Annotated in this window: 16 protein-coding genes and 1 pseudogene; 4 read left to right on the forward strand and 13 right to left on the reverse strand. The window is 69.4% G+C overall.

Features of this window, described 5'->3' with window-relative positions; all coding sequences use genetic code 11:
- From G406_RS56065 to G406_RS0122690, 11 genes are all read right to left on the reverse strand, one after another.
- Positions 1–185, reverse strand: a 185-nt coding sequence (locus G406_RS56065; protein WP_342666233.1) for a DnaB-like helicase N-terminal domain-containing protein, incomplete at its 3' end; no start/stop codon positions are given.
- Positions 182–1,288, reverse strand: coding sequence for a helix-turn-helix domain-containing protein (locus tag G406_RS57210; protein ID WP_156935092.1), 1,107 nt, complete (start codon positions 1,286–1,288; stop codon positions 182–184). The genes G406_RS57210 and G406_RS56065, both read right to left, overlap by 4 nt.
- A gap of 282 nt (positions 1,289–1,570) precedes the next feature.
- Positions 1,571–1,819 carry a hypothetical protein gene (locus G406_RS0122645; RefSeq protein ID WP_028935537.1) on the reverse strand — a complete coding sequence of 83 codons (249 nt, stop codon included), beginning with the start codon at positions 1,817–1,819 and terminating at the stop codon, positions 1,571–1,573.
- A 232-nt stretch (positions 1,820–2,051) separates the two neighbouring features.
- The gene (locus G406_RS0122650) at positions 2,052–2,405 is read right to left on the reverse strand and encodes a histone-like nucleoid-structuring protein Lsr2 (RefSeq protein ID WP_028935538.1); all 354 of its coding nucleotides are present in this window, start codon (positions 2,403–2,405) and stop codon (positions 2,052–2,054) included.
- Between the two features lie 138 nt (positions 2,406–2,543).
- Positions 2,544–3,086, reverse strand: a complete 543-nt coding sequence (locus G406_RS0122655; protein ID WP_028935539.1) for a hypothetical protein — start codon at positions 3,084–3,086, stop codon at positions 2,544–2,546.
- A 198-nt stretch (positions 3,087–3,284) separates the two neighbouring features.
- The gene (locus G406_RS0122660) at positions 3,285–3,836 is read right to left on the reverse strand and encodes a hypothetical protein (protein ID WP_028935540.1); all 552 of its coding nucleotides are present in this window, start codon (positions 3,834–3,836) and stop codon (positions 3,285–3,287) included.
- Positions 3,836–5,242: a hypothetical protein gene (locus G406_RS0122665; RefSeq protein ID WP_156935093.1), complete on the reverse strand. Its 1,407-nt coding sequence runs from the start codon at positions 5,240–5,242 to the stop codon at positions 3,836–3,838. Before G406_RS0122665 ends, G406_RS0122660 begins: the two co-directional genes overlap by 1 nt.
- A gap of 577 nt (positions 5,243–5,819) precedes the next feature.
- Entirely contained in the window at positions 5,820–6,572 is a 753-nt protein-coding gene (locus G406_RS58475; RefSeq protein WP_211241235.1) for a hypothetical protein, read from the reverse strand.
- A complete protein-coding gene (locus tag G406_RS0122680) occupies positions 6,569–7,525 on the reverse strand; it encodes a ParA family protein (protein WP_051342529.1) in 957 nt (318 codons plus the stop codon). The genes G406_RS58475 and G406_RS0122680 overlap by 4 nt, the downstream gene beginning before the upstream one ends.
- 1,250 nt (positions 7,526–8,775) lie before the next feature.
- Entirely contained in the window at positions 8,776–9,561 is a 786-nt protein-coding gene (locus G406_RS0122685; protein ID WP_051342530.1) for a hypothetical protein, read from the reverse strand.
- Between the two features lie 53 nt (positions 9,562–9,614).
- Positions 9,615–10,172, reverse strand: coding sequence for a hypothetical protein (locus G406_RS0122690; protein WP_028935546.1), 558 nt, complete (start codon positions 10,170–10,172; stop codon positions 9,615–9,617).
- Between the two features lie 89 nt (positions 10,173–10,261).
- Here G406_RS0122690 and G406_RS0122695 point away from each other — a divergent pair, with 89 nt between their 5' ends.
- From G406_RS0122695 to G406_RS49070, 3 genes and pseudogenes are all read left to right on the forward strand, one after another.
- The gene (locus G406_RS0122695; protein WP_028935547.1) at positions 10,262–11,149 is read left to right on the forward strand and encodes a MaoC/PaaZ C-terminal domain-containing protein; all 888 of its coding nucleotides are present in this window, start codon (positions 10,262–10,264) and stop codon (positions 11,147–11,149) included.
- 379 nt (positions 11,150–11,528) lie between these two features.
- Positions 11,529–13,010: pseudogene (locus tag G406_RS49065) on the forward strand (acyl-CoA carboxylase subunit beta); the annotation flags it as partial.
- Positions 13,011–13,023: 13 nt separating this feature from the next.
- Positions 13,024–20,070 carry a type I polyketide synthase gene (locus G406_RS49070; RefSeq protein ID WP_051342532.1) on the forward strand — a complete coding sequence of 2,349 codons (7,047 nt, stop codon included), beginning with the start codon at positions 13,024–13,026 and terminating at the stop codon, positions 20,068–20,070.
- A gap of 195 nt (positions 20,071–20,265) precedes the next feature.
- Here the strand turns inward: G406_RS49070 and G406_RS0122710 are convergent, their stop codons facing one another.
- Positions 20,266–21,270 carry a zinc-dependent alcohol dehydrogenase family protein gene (locus G406_RS0122710; RefSeq protein ID WP_211241236.1) on the reverse strand — a complete coding sequence of 335 codons (1,005 nt, stop codon included), beginning with the start codon at positions 21,268–21,270 and terminating at the stop codon, positions 20,266–20,268.
- Between the two features lie 84 nt (positions 21,271–21,354).
- Between G406_RS0122710 and G406_RS49075 the strand changes: the two genes are divergently transcribed.
- Positions 21,355–22,227: a helix-turn-helix domain-containing protein gene (locus G406_RS49075; protein ID WP_051342533.1), complete on the forward strand. Its 873-nt coding sequence runs from the start codon at positions 21,355–21,357 to the stop codon at positions 22,225–22,227.
- 40 nt (positions 22,228–22,267) lie between these two features.
- On the opposite strand, the gene G406_RS0122720 is transcribed toward G406_RS49075, so the two are convergent.
- The gene (locus tag G406_RS0122720) at positions 22,268–22,654 is read right to left on the reverse strand and encodes an ectoine synthase (protein ID WP_028935549.1); all 387 of its coding nucleotides are present in this window, start codon (positions 22,652–22,654) and stop codon (positions 22,268–22,270) included.
- Between the last annotated feature and the right edge of the window lie 88 nt (positions 22,655–22,742).

Consider the following 22,742-nt stretch of genomic DNA (forward strand, 5'->3'; position numbering starts at 1 on the left):
ACGACGTCCGCAATTGCGTCCTTGGACAACAACATCCCGCCCAGCACCGACTGCTCCGCGGTCAAATCCTGCGGCGGCTGCCGGTCGAACTCGGGGACGGATGCGTCGTCGAACCGGTCGGAGCGGGCGCCGCGCGAGGCCGGTCGCTCATCGGTGATCTCGAAATTGCTCTGCGACACGCTCATCGTGACCTACCTGATGCAATTACTGACGGTGACCGATTGCCGCGACGCGGACGGGGTGGGGTCGGCCGTTTGGTGTAGCGCGCCATTTCTTCGAGAGCGAGTCGTCGGGTTTCGTCGGATGCGACGCTGTCGGGGGTGCGTCGGTGGGCGCTGATTCGGTTCTTGATTTCGCGGGGTGAGCTGCGGTGATCGCAGCGCACGGCGGGTTCCATGGCCAGGCCGGTGTCGGGGTCGAGGACCCAGCCGGCGGTGTCGTGCCAGCGGCAGTCGCGGGCGGCTTCGGCGCGTGCGGCGGCCTCGGCTCCCGCCGCTTCCTCGGCGGTGCGCAGCTGCGCGGCGAGACGGGCCTGGGCCCATTCCCGGACCCGGGCGCACTTGCCGCAGGCGGGGCGCTCCGAACCGGGTTCCAGGGACCGGTGCTCCTCGCACAGCCAGCTCGTCCGGTCGTGGACATCGACTCGACGAATCGGGGGTGGGGGGTCGTTCGGGAACAGCGACTCCTGCCCGGGTGCCGTTGCGGACGCCGCGTGAGCGCCTCCCCCTCCCCCTGATGGTTCAACTGATGGTTCAAGGGGTCCCGCTGCGGGACCCCCGGCCCGTCCCGCAGCGGGACCACCCCCGTCCCGCAGCGGGACTATGTACTCACTGGGTCCCGCTGCGGGACCATGCTGTTGACCAGGGGAGATCTCAGCCTCCTCGGTACATGGTCCCGGAACGGGACCATGTGGCTGACCAGTCGGTTCCTCCTGGTCGCTGTCCGGGGGTTCGTCGTCGAACAGTGCCTCGAGCTCGTCTTCCTCGCTCTTGGTGATGGTCCGTTTACGGCCCGCGAGAAGCTCCAGATTGATGCGGTACGCGTTGGACCGCCGCGAGCCGTTCTCCCGTCTGCGGGCACGGCGCTGGAGCAGCTCCTCGTCCTCGAGGGCCTTCAGGACGCGGAACATCGTCGAGCGGGGAATCCCCGTCTTACCGACGAGGTAGGCGATACCGGGCTTGCACAGCCCGGCGTCGTTGGCGTTGTCGGCAAGAGCGAGCAACACCATGCGTTTGTTGACCGGCCCGATGTCCGACTGCCACACCAGAGCCTGGACCCGGACACTCATCGTCGGGCCAGCACGGCCACGATGGGTCTAGTTGCTTGCTGGGAGTGAGCTAAAACCTGCAGCAGACTCGCGCAAACGGGTGACAGCTGGATATATGCGCAGAAAATATGCCGTGGGGACCGTGTGGTGACTCGCGCGAAGGCAGCGTTCCGGGTTACTGTACGCATGCGACAGCGGCCCTTCCTGGGTAGTGGGGCTGATGTGTGAGTTGTCGATGCACGGGTGGCAGCCGGTGCTCGACGTGATCGCTACAAGGCGGCCCCTCGGGGCCGCCTTGTTTATTTAGGAAGCTCTGGTCAACGGCAGCTCCTGCTGCTGCTCGGGGATCCGGGTCGACCGCGGGAACTCAGCTTGGCCCTGGTTGGCGAGGCCAACCTCCAGCAGAGTCGCGACAACGCGGGACTTCGGGATGCCCAGCCGGTCCGCGAGATCGTTGATCTCGTCCTTGACCTCTACCGATACGCGACCCCAGACCATCTCGGGCTGCTCGATCCGGGGACGGCCGACGGGATTCTTGTTCGAACGCGTCATGGGGGGATCATGCTGGAAGATTTACGAAAATCCTAGTCGGCGCGCCGAAGTTAACGAAAACTCTTACCCGCGCTCCCAGGACACGGTACGGACATGATCGAACCGGCCCTGAAGCCGAGGCTGCGCCCAGGCTGGTGATACCGCCTGTGAACAGCGAAAAGCCGCCAGGGTGGATACCCTGGCGGCTTCTTCGTGGACCGCTGCGTGCGGGGCGGCGGCGCGCCCCTGCCGGTCAGTTCTCCTGGTGGTACGCCTCGAGCACGTCGGACGGGATGCGTCCACGCTCGGAGACCTTCATGCCGCGCTTGCGCGCCCAGTCCCGGATGGCCTGGTTCTGCTCGCGGTCAACGGCGGCGGTGTTGCCGGAGCCGGCGGTCGAACCCGCCGCGGCCTTCGAGCCACGCCGGGATGCGCTCGGCCGGCGGGCAGCGGCGACGTAGTCGGCCAGTGCATCGCGCAACCTGGCCGCATTGTCGCTGGATAGGTCGATCTCGTAGTTCTTACCTTCGAAACCGAACTGGACGGTCTGATCGGCCTGGCCGCCGTCCAGGTCATCAACAAGGGAAACTATGACCTTCTGTGCCATCGCGGCATGCCTCCGTGCGAGTGAGGGAACGAGATCGGGGCACGACTGGAAATAAATCGGTCCCACGAATCAGTGGAGCTTATAAGACAGGCCGCGATTCTGTCACCGGGGCGCCCCGATATGCCGGACAACCTGCAACTATCCGGATGTTTCGTCGCCTTCACTTTCCACTGACTTGCTGGACCGGGTCTTGGCGCGGGTCTTGGGTTGTGCGCTGGACTGGCGCTTTGTCGTGCCGGCCGCGCGGGTTCGGCGCGGTTTCTCGGCGGGTCCGGCGACTTCCCGTTCCGCGGCCAGCGCCGCGGTCTGCAGAGTCTCGACACACCACGACTGGATCGAGCGGTCGGACCATTTCGCGGCGAGCAACACCTTGTCGTAAATCGGTGCATCCAGCCGCAGGGTAATACGCCGAACGGTCTGCTGATCCACCATCGACGACCAGTCGACCGTCGGCGCGGTGTCCAAATCCACCGTTCCTTTGGGCAATCGTTCAGCCACACGTACCTCGTGGTTCCCCCAGGCCACGCCAGCCTCGCTGAACTCGCCCGCGCGCCCGGAGGCCTCCAGCACCGAGATCATCGAACCGGCGTCGGTCCGCTCCGGGACCCCGTTGATCACCAGCCGCACCTTGCGGTGCACCCGCTGCCCGACCCGCACCGTATGAATCACCGCGAACCGCATCGCCCGCCCTCACTCTCCTCAGAAGTGCGCGCAGCCTAGCAGCGAGCTGCTACCGATCCGCGTGTCTCGCGCCGCGCGGCCCACCGCACCTCGCACACCTTCGTGCTGCCTCGCACATGTCGGGACGTCTGCGACGCGACATCAAGGTGTGCGAAGCCGGCCGAGTTCAGCCAGCGATGGGCACGGATCGAGTGCGAATCAGTTGCCTGGAATGGCGTCCGAAGAGACGGTGACCTCGCCGAGCTCGTTGATCGACATGACGAACTCGGGGTCCAGACCGTAGGCCTCGGCGGCGATCTGCAGCGCGCCGACGTAGTCCCGCTGCTCCAGCGCGGTCAGGAAGTCGGCGAGATCCTCACCGGTCAGGTCGGCGACGGCCTTGCCGATCCAGGCCGTCCGCGAGGTCTGCCAGTTCGCCGTGATCGTCACGTTCACCACGCGGGACTCCCGGATCCGGTCCCGTCGCGCCGCCTCCACCGCCGCGCGCAGCTTGGCCGCGTTGCGCGGACCGATCGCGCGGCGCCCGGAACGCCAGCGGGTCAGGTTGTCCCGCGCGGTCTTCCACGCCCGCGACGACCGGTCGGACGTACCCGCCAGCCTCGCGGTCAGCTCCTCGCGGCCGACCTGCCGTTCGGCGGCGACGCTGTCCGTGCCGGGCGGGACACCCCGGTAGACCTCGGCGGCCAGCTCGCGGGCGATCCGGTCCTCGGTCTCCCCCGACATGTCCCAGTCCGGGTAGCCCCGGGGCATCAGCGTCCGCCCTTCATCGCGCCGCGCAGCGCACGGGTGTAGGAGCGGTGGAAGTTACGGGTGCCGGTGTGCTCACGCACCACCGACAGCTGCAGGCTCGCCTCGTGCGAGTACTGGCCCAGCTCCGTGCCCAACGGTAGTCCCGCCGGCGCGGCGGACACCGGGTCCGGGTCGGGCGAGACGTAGTAGACGGCGTCCTCGTAGACCGCCAGCGGGAACCGGCCGGTGCCCCGGTCGTTCGGGTCGGAGTCCTTGCCCGATGCGATCGTGCGCAGTCGCCGGTACTGGTTCGCCGCGGCACGGGCGATGATCGCGTCCCGGATGTCCGGCCGGTAGATCTTGGCGCCCTCGTGGGCGAAGTCGCCGATGCGGGAGGTGAACACCGACTTCAGCACGCCGTAGGCCAGCGCACCACCCGGGACGTCGGAATCCCGCGCGGCCAGCAACGCGGTGCGCGCCGCCCGGTAATGATCATTGGTCTTGCGCAGGATCCGCACCGAGCTGTCCGCGATGTAGGCGTCGTGGATCGTGAACGGGACACCGCGTTCGGCGAGCAGCACCACCGAGTCGGTACAGAACCAGGCGGGCTCCCCCTCCGACTTCCCGCGCTCGTCGATCTGCCGCAACGGCTTGAGCAGATCCGGCAGCCTCGGGTCGAGCCCGTGCCCCTCGCGAGGAATGTTCACCAACCAGTAGCCGGCGCTGTTCTTGTGCACCTTCGGCTCGAAGGTCGCGTCCGGGACGTGCCCGTACGGGGCCGTCGCCACATAGATCGCGCCGAACACCGAGGGCTGGGCACCGTTGAGGTCGTAGCGGTGCACCCACGCCGAGTCGTCGTCCTCCTCGTCCAGCAGGTGCCTTGCCCACAGGTGCGGATGCACCAGGTCCCCGGCGGGCTCCGGCATGTCCGCCTCGCCCAACACCGCCGGATCCGAACTGGCCGTCCGCCGGACCAACGCCTTACCCGTCTCGTTCGGCGACAGGTAGTAGTTCTCCCCCAGCTCCGCGCCCAGCATCAGGATCGCCGCCAGCAACGACTGCCCGTCACGCGCCCTGCGCCAGTCACAACGGGTCTCGTACGCCGGGAACACCACCGCCACCCGACGGTCCGCTCCGGTGATCGCCTTGACGTTCACCCACGCCGCCAACCCGCCCGGATCGCACACCATCGACTCCGACGCGGTGAACTCGTGCTCCAGGCCGTCGGTCGGCGCCAGGGTCAGGTCCCGCTTCGCCGGGATGTCCAGCTGCTCGTGCAGGGACGGGTGAATCCACAACTGCCTGAGTTGGTATTTCAATCCCAGCTGGTAGGCGGCCGCGATGTCGATCGGGGTCGGGACCGGCTCCGCTGCGGCGGCCCCGGGAAGCCACAGGCCGTTGCGATCCAAAGCCCCCGCCGGTCTCATAGGGCCTGTCCCGCGCGGAGTTTTTCTGTGACCACCCCCTCGCTTCGCTTCGGGGGTACTCCCAGAAGAACAAGCTCCTTCGTCGCCGAGCGCGCGCTTGTTGTCACCCTGGGAGCCGCCGTCCGACTGGGGAGCCTGGGTGCGGACATTCAGTGCGCCGGCCTTCGCCGGAACTCCTTCGGAGACTCGCGGAGCCGGCTTGGCCGGCTGTTGGCTTTGGGTGGATTGCGGAGCTGGGGTGGCCGGCTGTTCGCCTTCGCGCTTGACGGTCCTCGGCTGAGCCGTTGCGACCGGCTTGGTGCCCGCCAGTTGGTCGAAGAAGCACTTCATGTGCAGGCGCACGCCGTTGATTCGCATCGTGCAGGGCAGCCCGCAGCCCGCGGCGCAGGCGCCGGGCTCCGGAGAGCTGCCGATGTCCACCGCGTCCAGAGGGTGGGCCGCGCCGCTGGCTCTGACCGTCTTGATCAGCTCGGCGAGATCCATCAGGCGCCCCCTACTCCCCCATCGCCGCCGGGGCGGCATCCTCGGTCACGTATGGCTCAACATATGAGAGTGCATATGTGGGATCATATGATAGTTATTCTGATGGTGCTGCTTCGAGCGCGAGGCGCAGCGCGGCGGTGGCCACCTCGGTTCGAGTCACCACGCCACCGGGGCCGCCGAGCTTGACGTCGTCGATGATCCCGTCCAGCAGGTCCCGCTCGTCGAGCGTCAGACGCAACGTGACCTGGACGGTGTCCGCGGCCAGACGGCGACCGCGCGGACGTCGTGAACCGGGCTGCGGCCGCGCGGACCGCACGACGTCGGCCACCTTGTCCGAATGGTCCTCGCAGGTCCAGACGACGAGCTGGCCGTAGGACGGTCGCTCAGGGCCGGAGAGCAGGTCGTTGTTGACGTCCTCGTACAGCAGCCGGGGGATGCGCACCGCCACCGGGACCCGACCGGTCGCCGACCTCTCGTCGCGGACCTTGGTGGGCGACGGGCTGCGCCGGGTCACCGGGCGACCCCCGTGACCGCGAGGCGCGCGCGGCGCCGGGGTCTGGGTGGGCTGAGCCCTCGGCGCCGGAGTCTGGGCCGGTGCCTGCGTGGGCTGCGACCTCGGCGCCGGGGTGGGTGCCGGAGTGGGTGTCTGGACCGGTGGCGCGACCGCGGCGGGTCGGGGAGCCTCGGTGACGCTGCCTTGATCCACCCGAGGCGCGGGAGTCGTCGGCGCCTGCGGGGCGGGAGCCTGCTGCGCGGGCGGGCTCTGGGGCGCCGGCTCGGGGATGGGGAGCAGATCGTCCAGGTCGTCCAACCGGGAGGGGTCGAACGCCGGCCTGCGGCGGTTCATGCCGATGGTCCTCTCTCGATGGTCGCGATGCGGCCCAGCAGCTCACGGGCCAGGGACTGGTAGTCACTGGCCAGCGCGGACGGATCCCGCGACCACAACCGGACCTCCTCTTCCTCGCCCGAGTCCTTGTCCGCGCGGTGCTTGCCGCCCCGGCGCAGCTGCGCGAGCCTGCTGCGGCTCTGCGACGCGGCCGCCTCGACGAGCTCGGCCGGAGTCAGGTGTGCCGCGCGCAGGTCCAGCGCGGCCGCGCGGTCGCTGCGGATCATCGTCTGGAAGCACGTCGCGCCGGAGCCGTCCAGCACGATGTCGAGATCGGCGAGGACCTGGCCGTTGCGGGTGGTGGCGCGCGGGTTGGCGTCGAACAGGACGACGCCGAGCAGCTGGACGGGCGCACCCTCGTGGCGGGCCTTGAGGTAGCGCAGCGCCAACAGCTCGACACCGCTGAGCGAGGCGTCGTCGTCGCGGGTCGGCACCACGAGGTAGCGGGTGGTGCGCAGCAACGCGTCCAGCAGCGGTGCGTCACCGGGGCCGGAGTCGATCAGGACGACCGTGTAGTTGCCTTCCGCGCACACCTGGGCGAGGGTCTGGCGCAGGTTGCCGACGATGTCGAGGCCGGTCTGGGCGGCGGTCGCGGTCAGCGCGCCGACCTGGGCCAGCAGCGGACCACCCGCCACGAGGTCCAGTCCCGGACGGACGTCACGCAGCACCTGCAGCGGCTCGCCGTACTGCAGCGCCATCGTCAGGCTGCGGCCCCGGTCGCCCTCGACACCCAGGTCGCTGGTCGTCGCGTTGCCCTGCGGGTCGGCGTCGATCAGCAGTACCCGGCGCTCGGGGCGGGCGATGAGCCCACCGAGCGCGGTGACGATCGAGGTCTTCCCGACGCCACCCTTCTGATTGGCCACCAGCACCACTCGCTGCAGTGCCGACGGATGAGGCTGCACGTGGGCCGCCATCTCTGCCGCCTTCCTGGATAACGTCAGTGGAGTCATCGGATCAGCCCGCTGTGTCGTCGTCGGTGTTCACGTCCGCGCCATCGTCTGTGTTGTCTTCGGCTGGCGCGGATGCGCTGTCTTCTGCTGTGTCGTCAGTGGTTTCGAAAGATGGCTCAGACGAGGCATCGTCCGATGCTTCGTCCGATGTATCAGCTGTGTCGTCGTCGGAGACAGCATGCGGGATGTCGTACGCGGTATCACGTGTTCTCGTACGTGTGTCGGCACGTGTTACCCCATGTGATGACGCGGCTGCGTCACCTTCGGAGTCCTCATCGGCACATGCATAGGTAGCACCAGAGGAGCACGCATATGAGGGATCATACTCGACCTCCGCTGAGTGGTCGTCTGTTCTCTCGTACACATCATCCGATGAGCACTCATAGGTGGCCCACGATGAGGGATCGTCCGGCACATCACATGATGGCTTAGCTGTTGACTCGGACGTGGCCTCATCCGACTTGCCGTCCGTTGCCTCCGATGAGGCATGTGATACGGCCGCGTCCGCTTCCACAGCTGGTGTTTCATACCTGTCCTCGTGTGTAGCCACGGATGAGGACGCAGCTACGGAGTCAGCACATGGTGAATACGAGGAAGCAGCTACGACTTCATCCGCGAGCGCAGCGGTGAACGCATCGGTGAATACGTCCGTAGTCACGTCAGAGTCCTCCGCTCAGTCTTCGGATGATGAACCTGACGGGTGTGCGTCAGGTGTCTCGGCTGCGGCAGATGCTAGGGCATTGTCGGAGTCAACTGATGGCGACACGCCAGAGTGTTCGGATTCGACAACGTCGGTGAACCAAGCGGTGACATCTGCGATCACAACAGAACAGAGGACGGATGTGCATCAACATGATGGAACTGCTGATGCGGTGTCCGCGCCTACATATGAGGTCTCATATGTAGGTTTCTAACACTGTGACCAGCGGGAACATCAACCGCTCTTGGGAAACTCTAGCGAAGAATGGCCAGTTATGGCCAGTTATGGCCGAGCGCAGGATGCGACGTCAGGGCAAAGTGAGAGGCGCTGGGTGCGCGGCCATGTGGCCACGCTGATGCGGCCGTGGCCACCCGGCCACTCGTTCTTCGGACCATGGCCATCGCTTCGACACAGATGTCACCGGCCGCCTGGAGAATCCGGCCACTACGGCCGGGATGGGCGGGTGGCCGCCCCATCGAGGTGACGCGCTGACCGAACCAGGCGAGGGTCTGAACTAGCCGCTTGCACGAGCGAAGTCTGCACGCAGCTGGTCGGCGTCGCGCAGCGTGCGCATCATCAGATGGGACGGATCCAAGCCTTCCCGATGCGCCGCGATCCGCAGCGACGGAAGGGCGAGACCGAGCATGCTCAGTGTCGCCGGGGTGAGTTCATCGGCATCGACATCGGCGCGCAGCTCGTCGATCCAGGACGCGGTCTCGGCGGTGTCCTCGAGGTCGAAATCGGTACGCGCGGCACCCGTGGACGCGCCGTCGGATGTGTCGTCCGGCAGCAGTTCGGGCAGCCGGGCGACCTGCGCCAGCAGCGACGTCAGACACGTGCGAACGCGTTCGTGGTTGTCCTGCAGCCACCGAGCTCGGCGGTCCTGTGAGGCGAGGTCACGGCGCGATTCCCTGCTGAGTTTCTCGTCGGGCCGGTCGAACGCGAGCAACGCGTCGAGGCGGTCCAGACGGTCACGCAAACCCTGTCTCGTACCGACGCCGAGTGGTCCGCCGAGCTCGCCGAGGGTGAGTCCCAGGTGCAGTCCCCGGCGCAGTAATGCGCGTTCGCGACGTCGGTCCTCCCACCACAGCCAGGTCAGCAGGACCAGTGCGTCCTGCGTGTCGGCGGCGGCGACCCATCGGGGTAGGCCGGTAGAATGCTTGGTGAGGTGGTCGAGGACGTCTCGAGGTTCGGTACCCAGCCCTGACCTGCGAGGATCGTCGATTCGCTCGTGCCGGCGGAGGATCCGCGCGACGGCGGCGTCGACCTCCGCCTGGCTGGAATGTGGTGGGGTTGCCACGGCGTCAGTATTTCACTGACGGGTTTTTGTGCTCATCGTGCTCAACCGTCACGTTACTGGCCGGATGCGGCTCTCTCGCACATGTCCCGGGACAAACCATACTGCTCGCACATCCTGCCCGCGGTCTCGCGTTGCATGCGGTCGCGCATCTGTTCGGGCGAGTTCGGCGCGGGCTCCGGCATGCGTGGCGCCGGCTCACGGTCGACGTTGCGGCGCGGCGCGGGGGTGAACTCCGGAGTGGGGTCCTCGGTCTCGGTCCACGTCTCGGTGGGCGGCTCCGAGGACGTGGTCGTCGGCTCGGAGGTCCTGGTCTCCGTGGGGCGCGAGGTCTTGCTGGGCGCGGCGCTCGTGGTGCTCACCGGCTTGGGTGCCGGGGTCGGCACGACCCGGGTGGTCGGGGCGACGGTCGGCTCAGGGGCCGCGAGCGGCGGAGGGGCGATCGGCGGCGGGGGAGTGGAAGAGGGCGCCGAGGGCTCCGGGTGCAGCTGCACCGGCACGGTGTGCGGCGTCGGGGACGCGCTGACCGCCATCAGCAACGCGATCGCCACACTGGCACCGAGCACCACCGTGACACCGATGAGCGTGGCGACCAGCGGACGAATCGAACCCATATCAAGTATTAACGACGCCCGGCGGGGTCCAGATACGTGGCGGGGAGGCGAACGGGCGTTGTTGGCAGGCCGACGGCAGTATGTGCCACATGCCCATCGACCCGGACCTGGCGATCGGGCTGGAGCTGCCCGGCCGTGAGTTCGCCTGGACCAGTGCCGATGTCATCCGCTACCACCTGGCGATCGGCGCGGGCGCGGACTTCACCGATCCCGGCGAGCTGCGCTACGTCTACGGCCCGGCGCCGAAGGTGCTGCCGACATTCGGGCTGACCGCGCCCGCCGCGCTCGGTGTGGCCGCACCGATCCACTACCGGGACCGTTCACCGGAGATCGTCTTTCCCGGGCTGGAACTCGACCTCGGATCACTGTTGCAGGCGGGGCTCGACATCGAGGTGCTCTCACCCCTGTCGGCGGACGGCGCGGCCGGGACCTCCGCGCGGGTCGTCGACATCCACGACAAGGGGTCGGCGGCGATCCTGGTCCAGCGAGCCGACCTGAGCGGTGCTGGGGGCGAGCGGCTGATGTCGATCACCTCGAGTATCTACGCGCGCGGTGAGGGTGGCTTCGGCGGCGATCGTGGGCCCTCGGTCGCGCAAGTTCAGGTTCCGGCCCGCGAGCCAACGGCGAACCTGCTGGTCAGGACGCTGCCGCAGCAGGCGTTGCTGTACCGGATGTGCGGGGAGAACAACCCGGTCCACGTCGATCCCGAGCTGGCCAGGCGAGCCGGTCTGGCGCGGCCGATCATGCAGGGGGTCTGTGTGTTCGGCATGGTGTGCAAGGCCGTGGTCGATGCTCTGCTCGACGGTGACCCGACCCGGGTCGGCCGGTTCCGGGCCAGGTTCACCGGGGTGGTGTACCCGGGGGAGACCCTGCTGGCCAGGGTCTGGCGCCGTTCCGAGGAATTGATCATCGCCGTCTCGGTGCCTGAGCGGGACAATCATCAGGTGCTTGCCGACTGCGTTCTCAGTGAATTCTAAAAATCGCGTTCAGTGCTCATTCTCGATGCCCGGCGCGACGAATTCCGAGGCTGTTGAAACGGCGGAGCGTCCAGCCGACCTCGCCGTGACCTGGCCAAGAACAGGGTATGAAATGAAGATCATCAAGCCCGCTGATGGTCGCTTCCGTCCCAGGAGAACCTGACTGGCTATAGTTCAGTAGCCTATATCGAGCGACTATGACTCAGGCCACAGCTACTTGAGTTTTGCTTCGGATGACAGTGGAGTTACCCCCGCAATCAATTCAGCGGGTCGTCGAAAGGGTTAGTTCCGCGTCTCGCAACAGTGGCTGTGAAGAGTCTGTGGGCGTTCTGTGAATTGTAAGTCGAATGTTTTGTTCGAAGGACAGCCGCCGGCCGGAGGATCGGCCCGTGCGCTGGCCAGGCAGCGTGCGCGGGGTAAGCAGACCGCGCGCGAGCGCATCGATGCGCTGGTCGACGCGGGGTCCTTCGTCGAGCTCGACGCGTTCGCCCGGCACCGCTCACCAGCCATGGGCATGGACCACCGGCCCCTCGGCGACGGTGTCGTGACCGGCCACGCGACCGTCGACGGGCGCCCGGTGGTGCTGTTCGCGCAGGACTTCACGGTCTTCGGCGGTGCGCTGGGTGAGGTGTACGGGCAGAAGATCTGCAAGGCGATCGACTGGGCGGCGAAGATCGGCTGCCCGATCATCGGCATCAACGACGGCGCGGGTGGCCGCATCCAGGAAGGTGTCGCCGCGCAAGCCCTGTACGGGGAGATCTTCACCCGCAACGTGCGGTTGTCCGGTGTGGTCCCGCAGATTTCGTTGATCATGGGGCCGTGCGCGGGTGGCGCGGCGTACTCGCCGGCGTTGACCGATGTGGTGGTGATGGTCGAGGGCACGTCGCACATGTTCATCACCGGTCCGGAGGTGCTCGCGGCGAGCACCGGTGAGCCGGTCACCCTCGATGAGCTGGGCGGGGCGCACACGCACAACGCCCGGTCCGGAAACGCGCATCACCTCGCGCGCGACGAGGCCGCCGCGCTCGACTACGTGCGGGAGCTGCTGTCCTACCTGCCGGGCAACAACCGTGAGGAGCCCCCGGCCCGTCCGCCTCGAGCACCGGACGTCGAGGCGTTGCGGGCGTTGGACTGCCTGGTGCCGGACTCGGCGAGCAGCCCGTACGACATGCGTGTGGTGCTGGACGCGGTGCTGGACGACTGGCTGGAGGTCCACGAGCTGTTCGCGCCGAACATCCTGTGCGGGTTCGGGCGGCTGGCGGGGCTGGCGGTCGGGGTGGTGGCGAACCAGCCGATCCAGGGCGCGGGTGCGCTGGACATCGACGCCTCGGAGAAGGCCGCGCGGTTCGTGCGGTGGTGCGACGCGTTCAACATCCCGATCCTGACCTTCGCCGACGTCCCCGGTTTCCTGCCCGGCACGCGCCAGGAGTGGAACGGCATCATTCGAAGAGGCGCGAAGCTGCTCTACGCCTACGCGGAGGCGACCGTCCCGAAGATCACCGTGGTGACGCGCAAGGCCTACGGCGGCGCGTACGTGGTGATGGGTTCGCGGCACCTCAAAGCCGACATCAACCTCGCGTGGCCGACCGCGGAGATCGCCGTCATGGGTGCCGCGTCCGCGATCAACATCCTGGGTCGCCGCGAGCTGGCCGAGTCCCGCGACCCCGAAGCCAGGCGCGCCGAGCTGCTCGCCGAGTACGAGCGCACCCACAACTCGCCCTATCCGGCGGCCGAACGCGGCTACGTCGACGCCGTCATCGCACCGTCACAGACCCGCGACCGCCTGGTCCACGCGCTGCGGCTGCTGGGCACCAAACGCGAAGAACTGCCCGCCAAGAAGCACGGCAACCTGCCGCTGTAGGAGGAGAAACCCCGTGACCTATCGACTTGCCGAGCCGGTCGCCGTGGTCGGCATGGCCTGCCGTCTCCCGGGTTCGGTCACCTCGCCGGACGAGCTGTGGCGGCTGCTGGTCAGCAAGACCGACCCGGTGACCGAGGGCCCGTTCGACCGGTGGGACGTCGACGCCTTCTACGACCGCGACCGCGCCGTGCCGAACGGGGTGCTGACCCGGTGGGCGGCCACCCTGGACGATGTCACCGGGTTCGACGCCGCGTTCTTCGGGCTGTCCCCAGGTGAGGCGGCCTCGCTCGATCCGCAGCACCGGCTGCTGCTCGAAGCGTCCTGGGAGGCGCTGGAGAACGCCGGGATCCCGCCCCGCGAGGTGGCGGGCTCGGCGGGTGGGGTGTTCGTCGGCATCTGGAACACCGACAACGCGCTGCGCCTGGCCGGCCACTGGGAACACCTCGACGCCTACGCCGCCACGATCGGCAACACCCACAGCACCGCGGCTGGGCGGGTGTCCTACACCCTCGGGCTGCACGGGCCGGCGATCGCGCTGGACACCGCCTGCTCGTCGTCGCTGGTCGCAACACATCTCGCGGTGCAGAGCCTGCAGGCCGGGGAGGTCGATTTCGCGATCGCCGGCGGGGTGAACGTCATGCTCAGCCCCGAGTTCATGCTGTCCGCGTCGCGGTTCGGCATGTTCTCCCCGACCGGGCGCTGCCGCGCATTCGACGAGAGCGGCGACGGCCTGGTGCGCGGCGAGGGCGTCGGGTTGGTCGTGCTCAAACGCCTCGCCGACGCGACCCGCGACGGTGACCGGGTGCTCGCGGTCATCCGGGCGGCGGCGACCAACCAGGACGGCCGGTCCCAGGGGCTCGTCGCCCCGTCGGAGACGGCGCAGCGGGCGGTCTACCAGGAGGCGGTCGCTCGCGCGGGCATCGACCCCGGGCTGGTCGGGCTGGTCGAGACGCACGGGCCGGGCACCCCGGTCGGCGACCCGATCGAGTTCCGCGCGCTCACCCCGGTCTACGGCACCGGCTCCGGGCGGTGCGCGCTCGGCTCGGTCAAGTCGAACATCGGGCACCTCGAATCCGCGTCCGGCATCGCCGGGTTCATCAAGACCGTGCTCGCGCTGCGCCACGGCGTCGTACCGCCCAACCTGCACTTCCGCCGGTGGAACCGGGACATCTCCCCGGACGGCACCCGGTTCTTCGTCCCGACCGAGCCGACCCCGTGGCCGGTCGAGGGCCCCAGCAGGTTCGCGGCGGTGTCCTCGTTCGGCTTCAGCGGCACCAACGCCCACGTCGTCCTGGAGTCCGCCCCGGACACCCCGTCCGAGCCGTCGACCGGCGACGACCGGCCGGTGATGATCCCGATCTCGGCCACGTCACCCCGCATGCTCGGCCCCACCGCCGCCCGCCTCGCCGACTGGCTGACCGACCGGCAACCCGACCTGGCCGACGTCGCCCACACCCTGTCCTCCCGCCGCTCCCCCCACCCCACGAGAGCGACCCTGATCGCACGCACGACCGCCGACCTCATCACCAACCTGACCGCACTCGCCGCCGCCCACCCCGCCCCCAACCCCGCTTCCGCCCCCACTTCCGATGGCACGAATGTGGCTTTAGGGACGTTCAACGTCCCTAAAGCCACATTCGTGTCGTCGCGAGGGGACGGTGCGGGGGGCAGTGCGGTGGCGTGGGGGACCGCGCGGCCGGCGGCGGCGGGCGGTGCGGTGTGGGTTTTCCCGGGGCAGGGCGGGCAGTGGGCCGGCATGGGGCGGCGGATGCTGGCCGAGGAGCCCGCGTTCGCCGACACGATCGCCGAGCTGGAACCGCTGATCCAGGACGCGGCGGGGTTCTCGGTGACCGAGGTGATCACCGCCGACGAACTGTCACCGAAGATCGAACGCATCCAGGTCGCCCTGTTCGCCTGCCAGGTCGCGTTGGCGCGGGTGTGGCGGTCGCACGGGCTGGCGCCGGTCGCGGTCATCGGCCATTCGATGGGGGAGGTCGCCGCCGCCGTGACCAGCGGTGCGCTGTCGCTCGCCGACGGGGTCACCGCGATCTGGCGACGCTCCTGGACGCTGACCCTCGCCGCCGGCACCGGCGCGATGGTCTCGGTCGACCTGCCCCGCGACGACGCCGAGAAGGAGCTCCTACCCGGGGTAACGGTCGCGGTGGTGTCCTCACCCAGCTCCACGGTCGTCGGCGGCGACCCCGAACCGACCCTGCAACTGCTGGCCCGCTGGCAGGAACGGGGGTTGATGGCCCGCCAGATCGCCACCGACGTCGCCTCGCACGGCCCGCACCTCGACCCACACCTCGGCGGCGTCGAGGAGGCGCTGCGGGTCCTGCGGCCGCAGCGTCCGACGGTCCGGTTCTACTCGACGGTGCACGACGACCCGCGCCAGGAACCGGCGTGCGACGGCGCGTACTGGCGGGACAACCTGCGCCGGCCCGTGCAGTTCGTCGACGCCGTGCGCGCGGCCGCCGAGGACGGGCACGCCGCGTTCCTCGAGGTGTCGGTGCACCCGGTGGTCACCCACTCGATCCGCGAGACGCTGCGCGACATCGACCCGGACGCCCTGGTCACCCACACCCTGACCAGGGGATGTGAGGAACCGACGCCGATCGCCACCCAGCTGGGCGTCCTCTACCGCGCGGGCGTCCCGATCGAGCACACCGCGCCCGGGACGCTGCTCGACCTGCCGACCACCGTCTGGGACCGGCAGCGGCACTGGATCGACGTCCCGCTCGCGCACCCCGGTCGTCGCGACCCCTCCGGCGAGGTCGAGCACCCGCTGCTCGGTACGCACACCGAGGTACCCGCCGGTCAGGGCACGACGCACCTGTGGCTGGCCGAGCTGGGCACCGCCGAGCACCCGTGGCTGGCCGATCATCGGGTCGACGACGTCACCGTGCTGCCCGGCGCGGCGTACGCGGAGATCGCGCTCGCCGCCGCGGCACGACACTTCGAGTGCGGGCCTGAGCGGATCGCCGTGTCCGCGCTGCGGTTCGAGCAGCTCCTCGCTCTGGACGCGCGCACGACGGCCAGCATCGAGCTGACCGGGCGCGGCGCCGACGAGGCCCGCCTCACCGTGCGCACCCGCGAGGAGACCGGGTGGGTCACCCACGCCACCGCCACGCTGCACCGCCTGTCCGAGCCGACCGTTCCGGCGCCGATGGACGTCGAACCGTCGGACGGCTCCACCGCCGAGGACTGCTACGCCGCCTTGCACGGTGAGGGATACCAGTACGGCCCGGCGTTCACCGTGCTCACCGCCATCCACCGGCCGAACGCCGACACATGTCTCGCCGAGGTGACCCTGCCGGCGCCGGCCCGTGCGCTGGTCCGGCCGATCGCGCTGCACCCCGTCCTGCTCGACGCCGCGCTGCAGGCCGTGCTGCTGTGCGTGCGCGACCTGCACACCGACGGTTCGCTCATGTTCCCGGTCGGCATCGAGGACCTGCGGGTCTTCGCCGAGACCGGTGCGGCGCGCTACTGCCGCGCGGAGCTCCTGGTCGGCGACGGCGGCCTGACCGGCACCGTCGCGCTGCTCGACGACGCCGGTGCGGTGCTCGCACAGGCGAACGGAGTGCGGTTCGCTCCCCGGCCGCGCCGGCACCTGCCGCACGAGCGGCTGCTGCACACCGTCACCTGGTCGCCGGCACCGTTGACCGCCGAACCCGCCCCGCGCGGCACCTGGCTGGTCGTCGGCGAGGGCCCGCTGGCCGCCTCGGTCCACCGGCGGCTGGTCGATTCGGGTGTCTCGGTATCGGTGCAGAACGGCCCGCACGGCAACATCGGGGCCCGGACAGCCGATACCTTCTCCGACGTCCTGCTCATTCCCGGGACGACACGGCACCGCCACACCGAGCACGTACTGGCGGCGGCCCGGCTGGCGGTGCGGCTGGCCGAGGCCGACAGCAACGCCGCCAGTGCCGACGCCGTGGGTGGTTCGACTCCGAACCACCCACGGCTGTGGATCGCCGTCGACGGCCACTCGCTGGAGCACGCCGGTATCCGCGGCCTGGCCCGGACCGTCATGTGCGAGTACCCGGCGCTGCGCACGACCCTCGTCGACGTCGACACTGCCGCCGACCTGGTCCGGGAGTGTTTCGCCGACACCGAGCAGGACGAGGTCCGCTGGCGCGACGGTGCACGCGACCTGCCCCGGATCGTTGCCGCACCGCCCGACCCGGGCGACTGGCGCACCCGCCCGACCCGGACGCTGAGCTGGGCGGACGACGGCTTGGTCGCCCGCATCGCCCGACCCGGACAGCTCGACACGTTCGGACTGGTGCCGAGGCCACGCACCGAACCCGCCGAGGGCGAGGTGGAGATCCGGGTCAGCGCCGTCGGGCTGAACTTCGCCGACGTGATGACCCAGCTGGGGGTCGTCTCCGTCGGTACCTGCGGGGATCTCGGCCTGGAATGCGCGGGAACGGTCACCAGGATCGGCCCGGGGGAGAGCGGGCTGGCCGTCGGGGATCGAGTGATGGCCTTCCACGACGGCGTCGCCGGCACCTTCGCGCTGGTCCCGTCCTCGCTCGTGGTGCGGGTGCCGGACGTGCTGTCCGACACCGAGGCCGCCGCGATCCCGGGGGCCTACCTGACCGCGTGGTACTCGCTGGTCACCGTGGCGCGGCTGACCGAGGGTGAACGGATTCTCATCCATGCGGGCACCGGCGGTGTCGGGCTGGCGGCGATCACCATCGCGCGGCTGCTCGGCGCCGAGGTACTCGCCACGGCCGGGAGCGAGCGCAAACGGGCCTACCTGCGGGAGCTGGGCGTCGAGCACGTCATGGACTCCCGCACGCTGGACTTCGTCGAGCAGACGCGGGCGCTCACCGGCGGCGTCGACGTGCTGCTCAACTCGGTCTCCGGCGACGGACTCACCGCGGGCCTGGACGTGCTGGCCATCGGCGGCCGGTTCGTCGAGCTGGGCAAACGCGACATCGTCGGCAACTCGGCGCTGCCGCTTGCCGCGTTCCGGCGCAACATCACCTTCGCGTCGGTGGACATCGCGCTGCTCGCCAGGGAACGCCCCGCGCTGATCGGCGAGCTGCTCGGTGAGCTGGCCACCCAGCTGGACCGTGGCGCGCTGGCCGCGCTGCCGTGCACCGAATATCCGCTGACCGAGGCCGGGACGGCGCTGCGCACGATGGCCGCCGCCCGCCACATCGGCAAGCTCGTGCTCACCGTCCCCGCCGAGGGCCAGGTCGAGGTGGTCGCCCCGGTCGGGTCCACGCCGGTGGTGCGGCCCGGGGGCGCCTACGTGATCACCGGCGGCCTGGGTGGTCTCGGTCTTCGGATGGCCCGGTGGCTCGCCGACCAGAAAGTCGCTCGGGTCGTACTGAGCGGTCGCTCGGTCGGTTCGGACGAAGCCGGCCGCACCATCGCTGAGCTGCGCGAACAGGGAACCGAGGTCGAGGTGGTCCTCGGGGACATCGCCTCGGACGGCGTCGCCGAGCTGCTCGTCGCGGCCGCGACCGACGGGGGAGCGCCGCTGCGCGGGGTCCTGCACGCGGCCGCCGTCCTCGACGACACGGCCCTGCGCAACCTCGACGGGGAACGACTCGACCGAGTGTGGCGACCCAAGGTCGAGGGCGCGTGGCGGCTGCACGAGGTGACCCGGGGACACGACCTGGACTGGATGGTGCTGTTCTCCTCGATCGCCTCACTGCTCGGCGGACCGGGCCAGGCCAACTACGCGGCGGCCAACGACTGGCTCGACACGTTCGCCCGGTGGCGCAGCGCCCGCGGCGCCCGGACCCTCGCGGTCAACTGGGGCGCCTGGGGCGAGCACGGCAGGGCGACCGAGCTGGGGGAGCGCGGCTACGCGACGTTCCGCACCGCCGACGGCCTCGCCGCGCTGGAGACACTGCTCGATCAGGAACGGGTCAACGCGGGCGTGTTCACCTACGACCCGGGGCACTGGTTCGCCAGCACCCCGGCCGCGGCGGCGTCGCCGCTGTTCGCCGATCTCCCGGTCGCCGCCGAACCCGACGACGCCCGGCACAGCGGCATCCGCGCCGACCTGGTGGCGGCTCGTCCCGACGCGCGGCGCAGGCTGCTCGGCACGTACCTGACGGACGTGGTGCGGGAGCTGCTCGGCGGCAGCAGCCAGCGGATCGACCACACGACCCACCTGCCCGACCTCGGGTTCGACTCGCTCACCGTGCTGCAGCTGCGCAACCGCGCCCAGCAGGACCTGGACACGGTGGTGCCGGCGAACGTGATCTGGACGCACCCGTCCATCCCCCGGATCACCGACCTGCTGCTGCACCGGATGGAGCTGCACGGCGGCCGGGAGGAGATCGCTCCGTCGAATGGCCAGCCGGCGGACCGGTGGTTCCGGGTGTTCGTGCCCCGGCCCAACGCGCGGGCCCGGCTGTACTGCTTCCCGCACGCGGGCGGTTCGGCGTCGACCTACCGTCGCTGGGCGGCGCTCGCGCCCGAGTACGTCGAGGTGCACTCCCTGCAGCTGCCCGGCCGAGAGGACCGGGCGGGCGAACAGCCGCGCACCGAGCTGGCGTCGCTGGCCCGTGACATCGCCGACGCGATCAGGGCCGATCACGACGACCGCCCGTTCGCGTTGTTCGGGCACAGCGGCGGCAGCCTGCTGGCCTTTGAGGTGGCCCGGCTGCTGGACGCGACGACCCGGGGTCTGACGGTCGTCGGGGTGTCGGCGGCGCCGGCTCCGGCGAGCGCCGGGATGGCCGCGCTGTACGAGCGGATGTTCCTGCGCGACAGCCCGACCACGCTGCAGGCGCTCGCGCTGATCCCGGACGAGATCCGCGCCGAGCCGATCTTGCTGGCCCAGGCCCACCACACGCTGGATTCGGACTACACGCTCTATCGCGGATTCACCTGGAACGAGGCGAACGCCCCGCTGAACTGCCCGATCCTGGTCTCCGGCGGCGATTCCGACGAGGTGGTCCATCCCGGGGACTTGGACGCCTGGTCCCAGCACACGAATGCGGGCGCGAAAACCGAAATCTACCCCGGAGACCACTTCTACCTACGCAACCACATCGACTCCCTCCTGGACCGCCTGACAACCCCCCTCTAACCCGCGAGTCGGGGAATTCGTCAGCGCGAGTCGGGAGATTTGTCAGCGCGAGTCGGGAGATTCCGCCCCGCGAGTCGGGGAGCGCAGCACACTGAGTCGAGTGTGACAGCACAAAGGTGTGCTCGGACGCCCGACTCGGTGTGCCCACGTTCCCGACTCGCCGGCGGTGCGCGGTGCTCGGGTGCTCGTCCGAGCTCAGTGCGCGATCACGACCTTGCCGAACGGCTGGCCGTCCCGGTAGTAGCGATAGGCCTCCACCGCCTGCTCGAACGGAAAGACCGTGTCGATCACCGGACGGAGCCGATGTGTCGAGATCAGCTCGTTCATGGCGCTGAAGTGGGCACGACTGCCGAGTGCGATCGGTCGCAGCACGGCGCCCGCCGCGAAGATCGACCTGGGGTCGACGGGCTCTGCGCCGGCGAGTGTCCCGACGAAGGCGATCTCGCCGCCCAGCGCCACGGATCGCAGCGAATCGTCGAGGTGCCCGGCGACGTCGATGACGTGGTCGACGCCGCCGGTCAGCTTCCGCACCTGGTCCGGCCAGTCCGATGCCGCACTTCGGTCGATCACCTCGGCGGCGCCGAGCGCGGTCAGTCGGTCCACGTTCGACGGCCGCGCGGTCGTCGCGATGACCCGGGCGCCGAGCAGCGCCGCGAACTGGATCGCGAACAGCGACACCCCGCCGCTACCCAGGGTCAGCACGGTCTCCCCCGGGGCCACTCCCCGGCCGCCGGTCAACGCGTTCCAGGCGGTCACCGCCGCGCACGGCAACGCGGCGGCCTCGGAGAAACTCAGGTGGTCGGGGAACCGCAGCACCGCGTCCTGGCGCAGCACCGCGTACTCCGTCAGCATGCCGTCCAACGAGCCACCCAGCTGGTCGGCGACCGCGAACGAGAACGGGCCGTCGGCCCACCGGGGGAACACCACCCCGACCACCCGGTCACCGACCCGTACCTGATCGACCTCCGAGCCGGTCGCCACCACCTCGCCGGCGCCGTCGGACAGCGCGACGACGTCAGGTTTCACCGGCAACGGGTACTGGCCCCGCAGGATGCTCAGCTCGCGGAAGTTGAGTGAGTTGGCCCGAACCCGGACGAGTACCTCGCCGGCGCCGGGCTCCGGAACTGGATGGTCACGAATGGTGAGACTGTCCAGACCACCACCGTATTCGACGTGATAGCTCCGCATTTCCTCGCTCATCTCCTCGGTGAACCGCAACCCTGTTCCGGTCGGGATCGCCGTTCAATACCCGGCAGGGAATGGCACGGGCGAGGCAGCAGGACTATGAATTCGAAGGTGACCACCCCCGATCCCGGTAACCGGTTCGCCGGTGAGCTGCGTCGATGGCGCGGAGTACGCCGGCTCAGCCAGCTGGAATTGGCGATCCGAGCGGATACCACCCAGCGGCACCTGAGCTACATGGAGCAGGGCCGGTCGCGGCCGGGACGCACGATGGTCGTCCGGTTGGCGGAGTCGCTGGGGCTGTCCCCGAGGGAACGCAACGCGATGTTGCACGCCGCCGGCTACGCGCCGCTGTTTCCCGAGTCGTCACTGGATGACGCCGCGCTGAGGCCGGCTATCCGGGCGCTCGAACAGATTCTGATCGGTCACCTGCCGTGTCCCGCGATTGTCACCGGACCGCGCGGGCGGATGGTCGCCGCCAACGCCGCGATCACGGTGCTCACCGAGGGTGTCTCGGCGGAGCTGTTGCGCCCGCCGGTGAACGTGCTGCGTCTCGCGTTGCACCCGGACGGGGTGGCCGCGAGGGTGCTGAATCTGGCTGAGTGGGGCCAGCACATCCTGCAGAACCTGCGGGACCATGCCGCGCGCGGTCCCGATCCGGCGTTGGACGACCTGCTGGCGGAGCTGCGTGACTACCTGCCGCCACCGCGACCGGGGCCCGAGCACCTCGGGTTCGCGGTTCCGCTGCGGCTGCGCGGCGCCGACGGTGAGCTGCGGTTGATCACCACGCTCACCTCGTTCGCCACCGCCGTGGACGTCACCCTCGCCGAGCTACACCTAGAGGCGTTCCTGCCCGCCGACGAGGACACCGCGGCCATCCTGGCCGCTCGGGCGACTACCCCGGACGAGGAGGCGCTGGCCGCGCTACCGCCGGGGCTGCTCGTGCGCCGGGAGCACGATGTCGCAGGACCGTGAGTGCCGCGGCCGCCTATAGGCGGCCGCGGCACTCACGGGGTCATTCGGTGATGAGCGGGTATACGCCGTTCTCGTCGTGCACCTCGCGGCCGGTGACCGGCGGGTTGAACACGCACACCGTGCGAATCTGCGTCGTCGGACGCAGCTGGTGGCGCTCGTTCCCGTTCAGCACGTAGATCGAGCCGGGACCGACCTTGTAGGTCTTGTCGTTGTCCTTGTCGTACAGCTCGCCTTCACCTTCGGTGATGAACACGGCCTCGATGTGGTTGGCGTACCAGAAGTCGTTGATCGAACCGGCTTCCAGCACCGTCTCGTGCACGGAGAACCCGACACCGTCACCGGCGAGCACGATCCGCTTGCTCCGCCAGTTCGGCGTGACGATGTCCCGCTCGGTGTCGGTGATCTCTTCCAGGGTGCGAACGATCATGGGATGGGCCCTCCTCAGGGGATGATCAGGGGTGGGGTGGCGGAGCGGTCGGTGTGTGCGAGTGCCCATCCGGTGTGGCGGGGTGGGG

Source organism: Actinospineispora spinosispora DSM 44797 (genome assembly GCF_000429025.1).
GTDB classification, from domain to species: domain Bacteria; phylum Actinomycetota; class Actinomycetes; order Mycobacteriales; family Pseudonocardiaceae; genus Pseudonocardia; species Pseudonocardia spinosispora.

Excerpts from the sequence above, each read along its gene's own strand:
- G406_RS57210 (WP_156935092.1), bottom strand. The coding sequence starts at position 1,288 with ATGAGTGTCCGGGTCCAGGCTCTGGTGTGGCAGTCGGACATCGGGCCG.
- G406_RS0122645 (WP_028935537.1), bottom strand. The coding sequence starts at position 1,819 with ATGACGCGTTCGAACAAGAATCCCGTCGGCCGTCCCCGGATCGAGCAG.
- G406_RS0122650 (WP_028935538.1), bottom strand. The coding sequence starts at position 2,405 with ATGGCACAGAAGGTCATAGTTTCCCTTGTTGATGACCTGGACGGCGGC.
- G406_RS0122655 (WP_028935539.1), bottom strand. The coding sequence starts at position 3,086 with ATGCGGTTCGCGGTGATTCATACGGTGCGGGTCGGGCAGCGGGTGCAC.
- G406_RS0122660 (WP_028935540.1), bottom strand. The coding sequence starts at position 3,836 with ATGCCCCGGGGCTACCCGGACTGGGACATGTCGGGGGAGACCGAGGAC.
- G406_RS0122665 (WP_156935093.1), bottom strand. The coding sequence starts at position 5,242 with ATGAGACCGGCGGGGGCTTTGGATCGCAACGGCCTGTGGCTTCCCGGG.
- G406_RS58475 (WP_211241235.1), bottom strand. The coding sequence starts at position 6,572 with ATGAACCGCCGCAGGCCGGCGTTCGACCCCTCCCGGTTGGACGACCTG.
- G406_RS0122680 (WP_051342529.1), bottom strand. The coding sequence starts at position 7,525 with ATGGCGGCCCACGTGCAGCCTCATCCGTCGGCACTGCAGCGAGTGGTG.
- G406_RS0122690 (WP_028935546.1), bottom strand. The coding sequence starts at position 10,172 with ATGGGTTCGATTCGTCCGCTGGTCGCCACGCTCATCGGTGTCACGGTG.
- G406_RS0122695 (WP_028935547.1), top strand. The coding sequence starts at position 10,262 with ATGCCCATCGACCCGGACCTGGCGATCGGGCTGGAGCTGCCCGGCCGT.
- G406_RS0122710 (WP_211241236.1), bottom strand. The coding sequence starts at position 21,270 with ATGAGCGAGGAAATGCGGAGCTATCACGTCGAATACGGTGGTGGTCTG.
- G406_RS49075 (WP_051342533.1), top strand. The coding sequence starts at position 21,355 with ATGAATTCGAAGGTGACCACCCCCGATCCCGGTAACCGGTTCGCCGGT.
- G406_RS0122720 (WP_028935549.1), bottom strand. The coding sequence starts at position 22,654 with ATGATCGTTCGCACCCTGGAAGAGATCACCGACACCGAGCGGGACATC.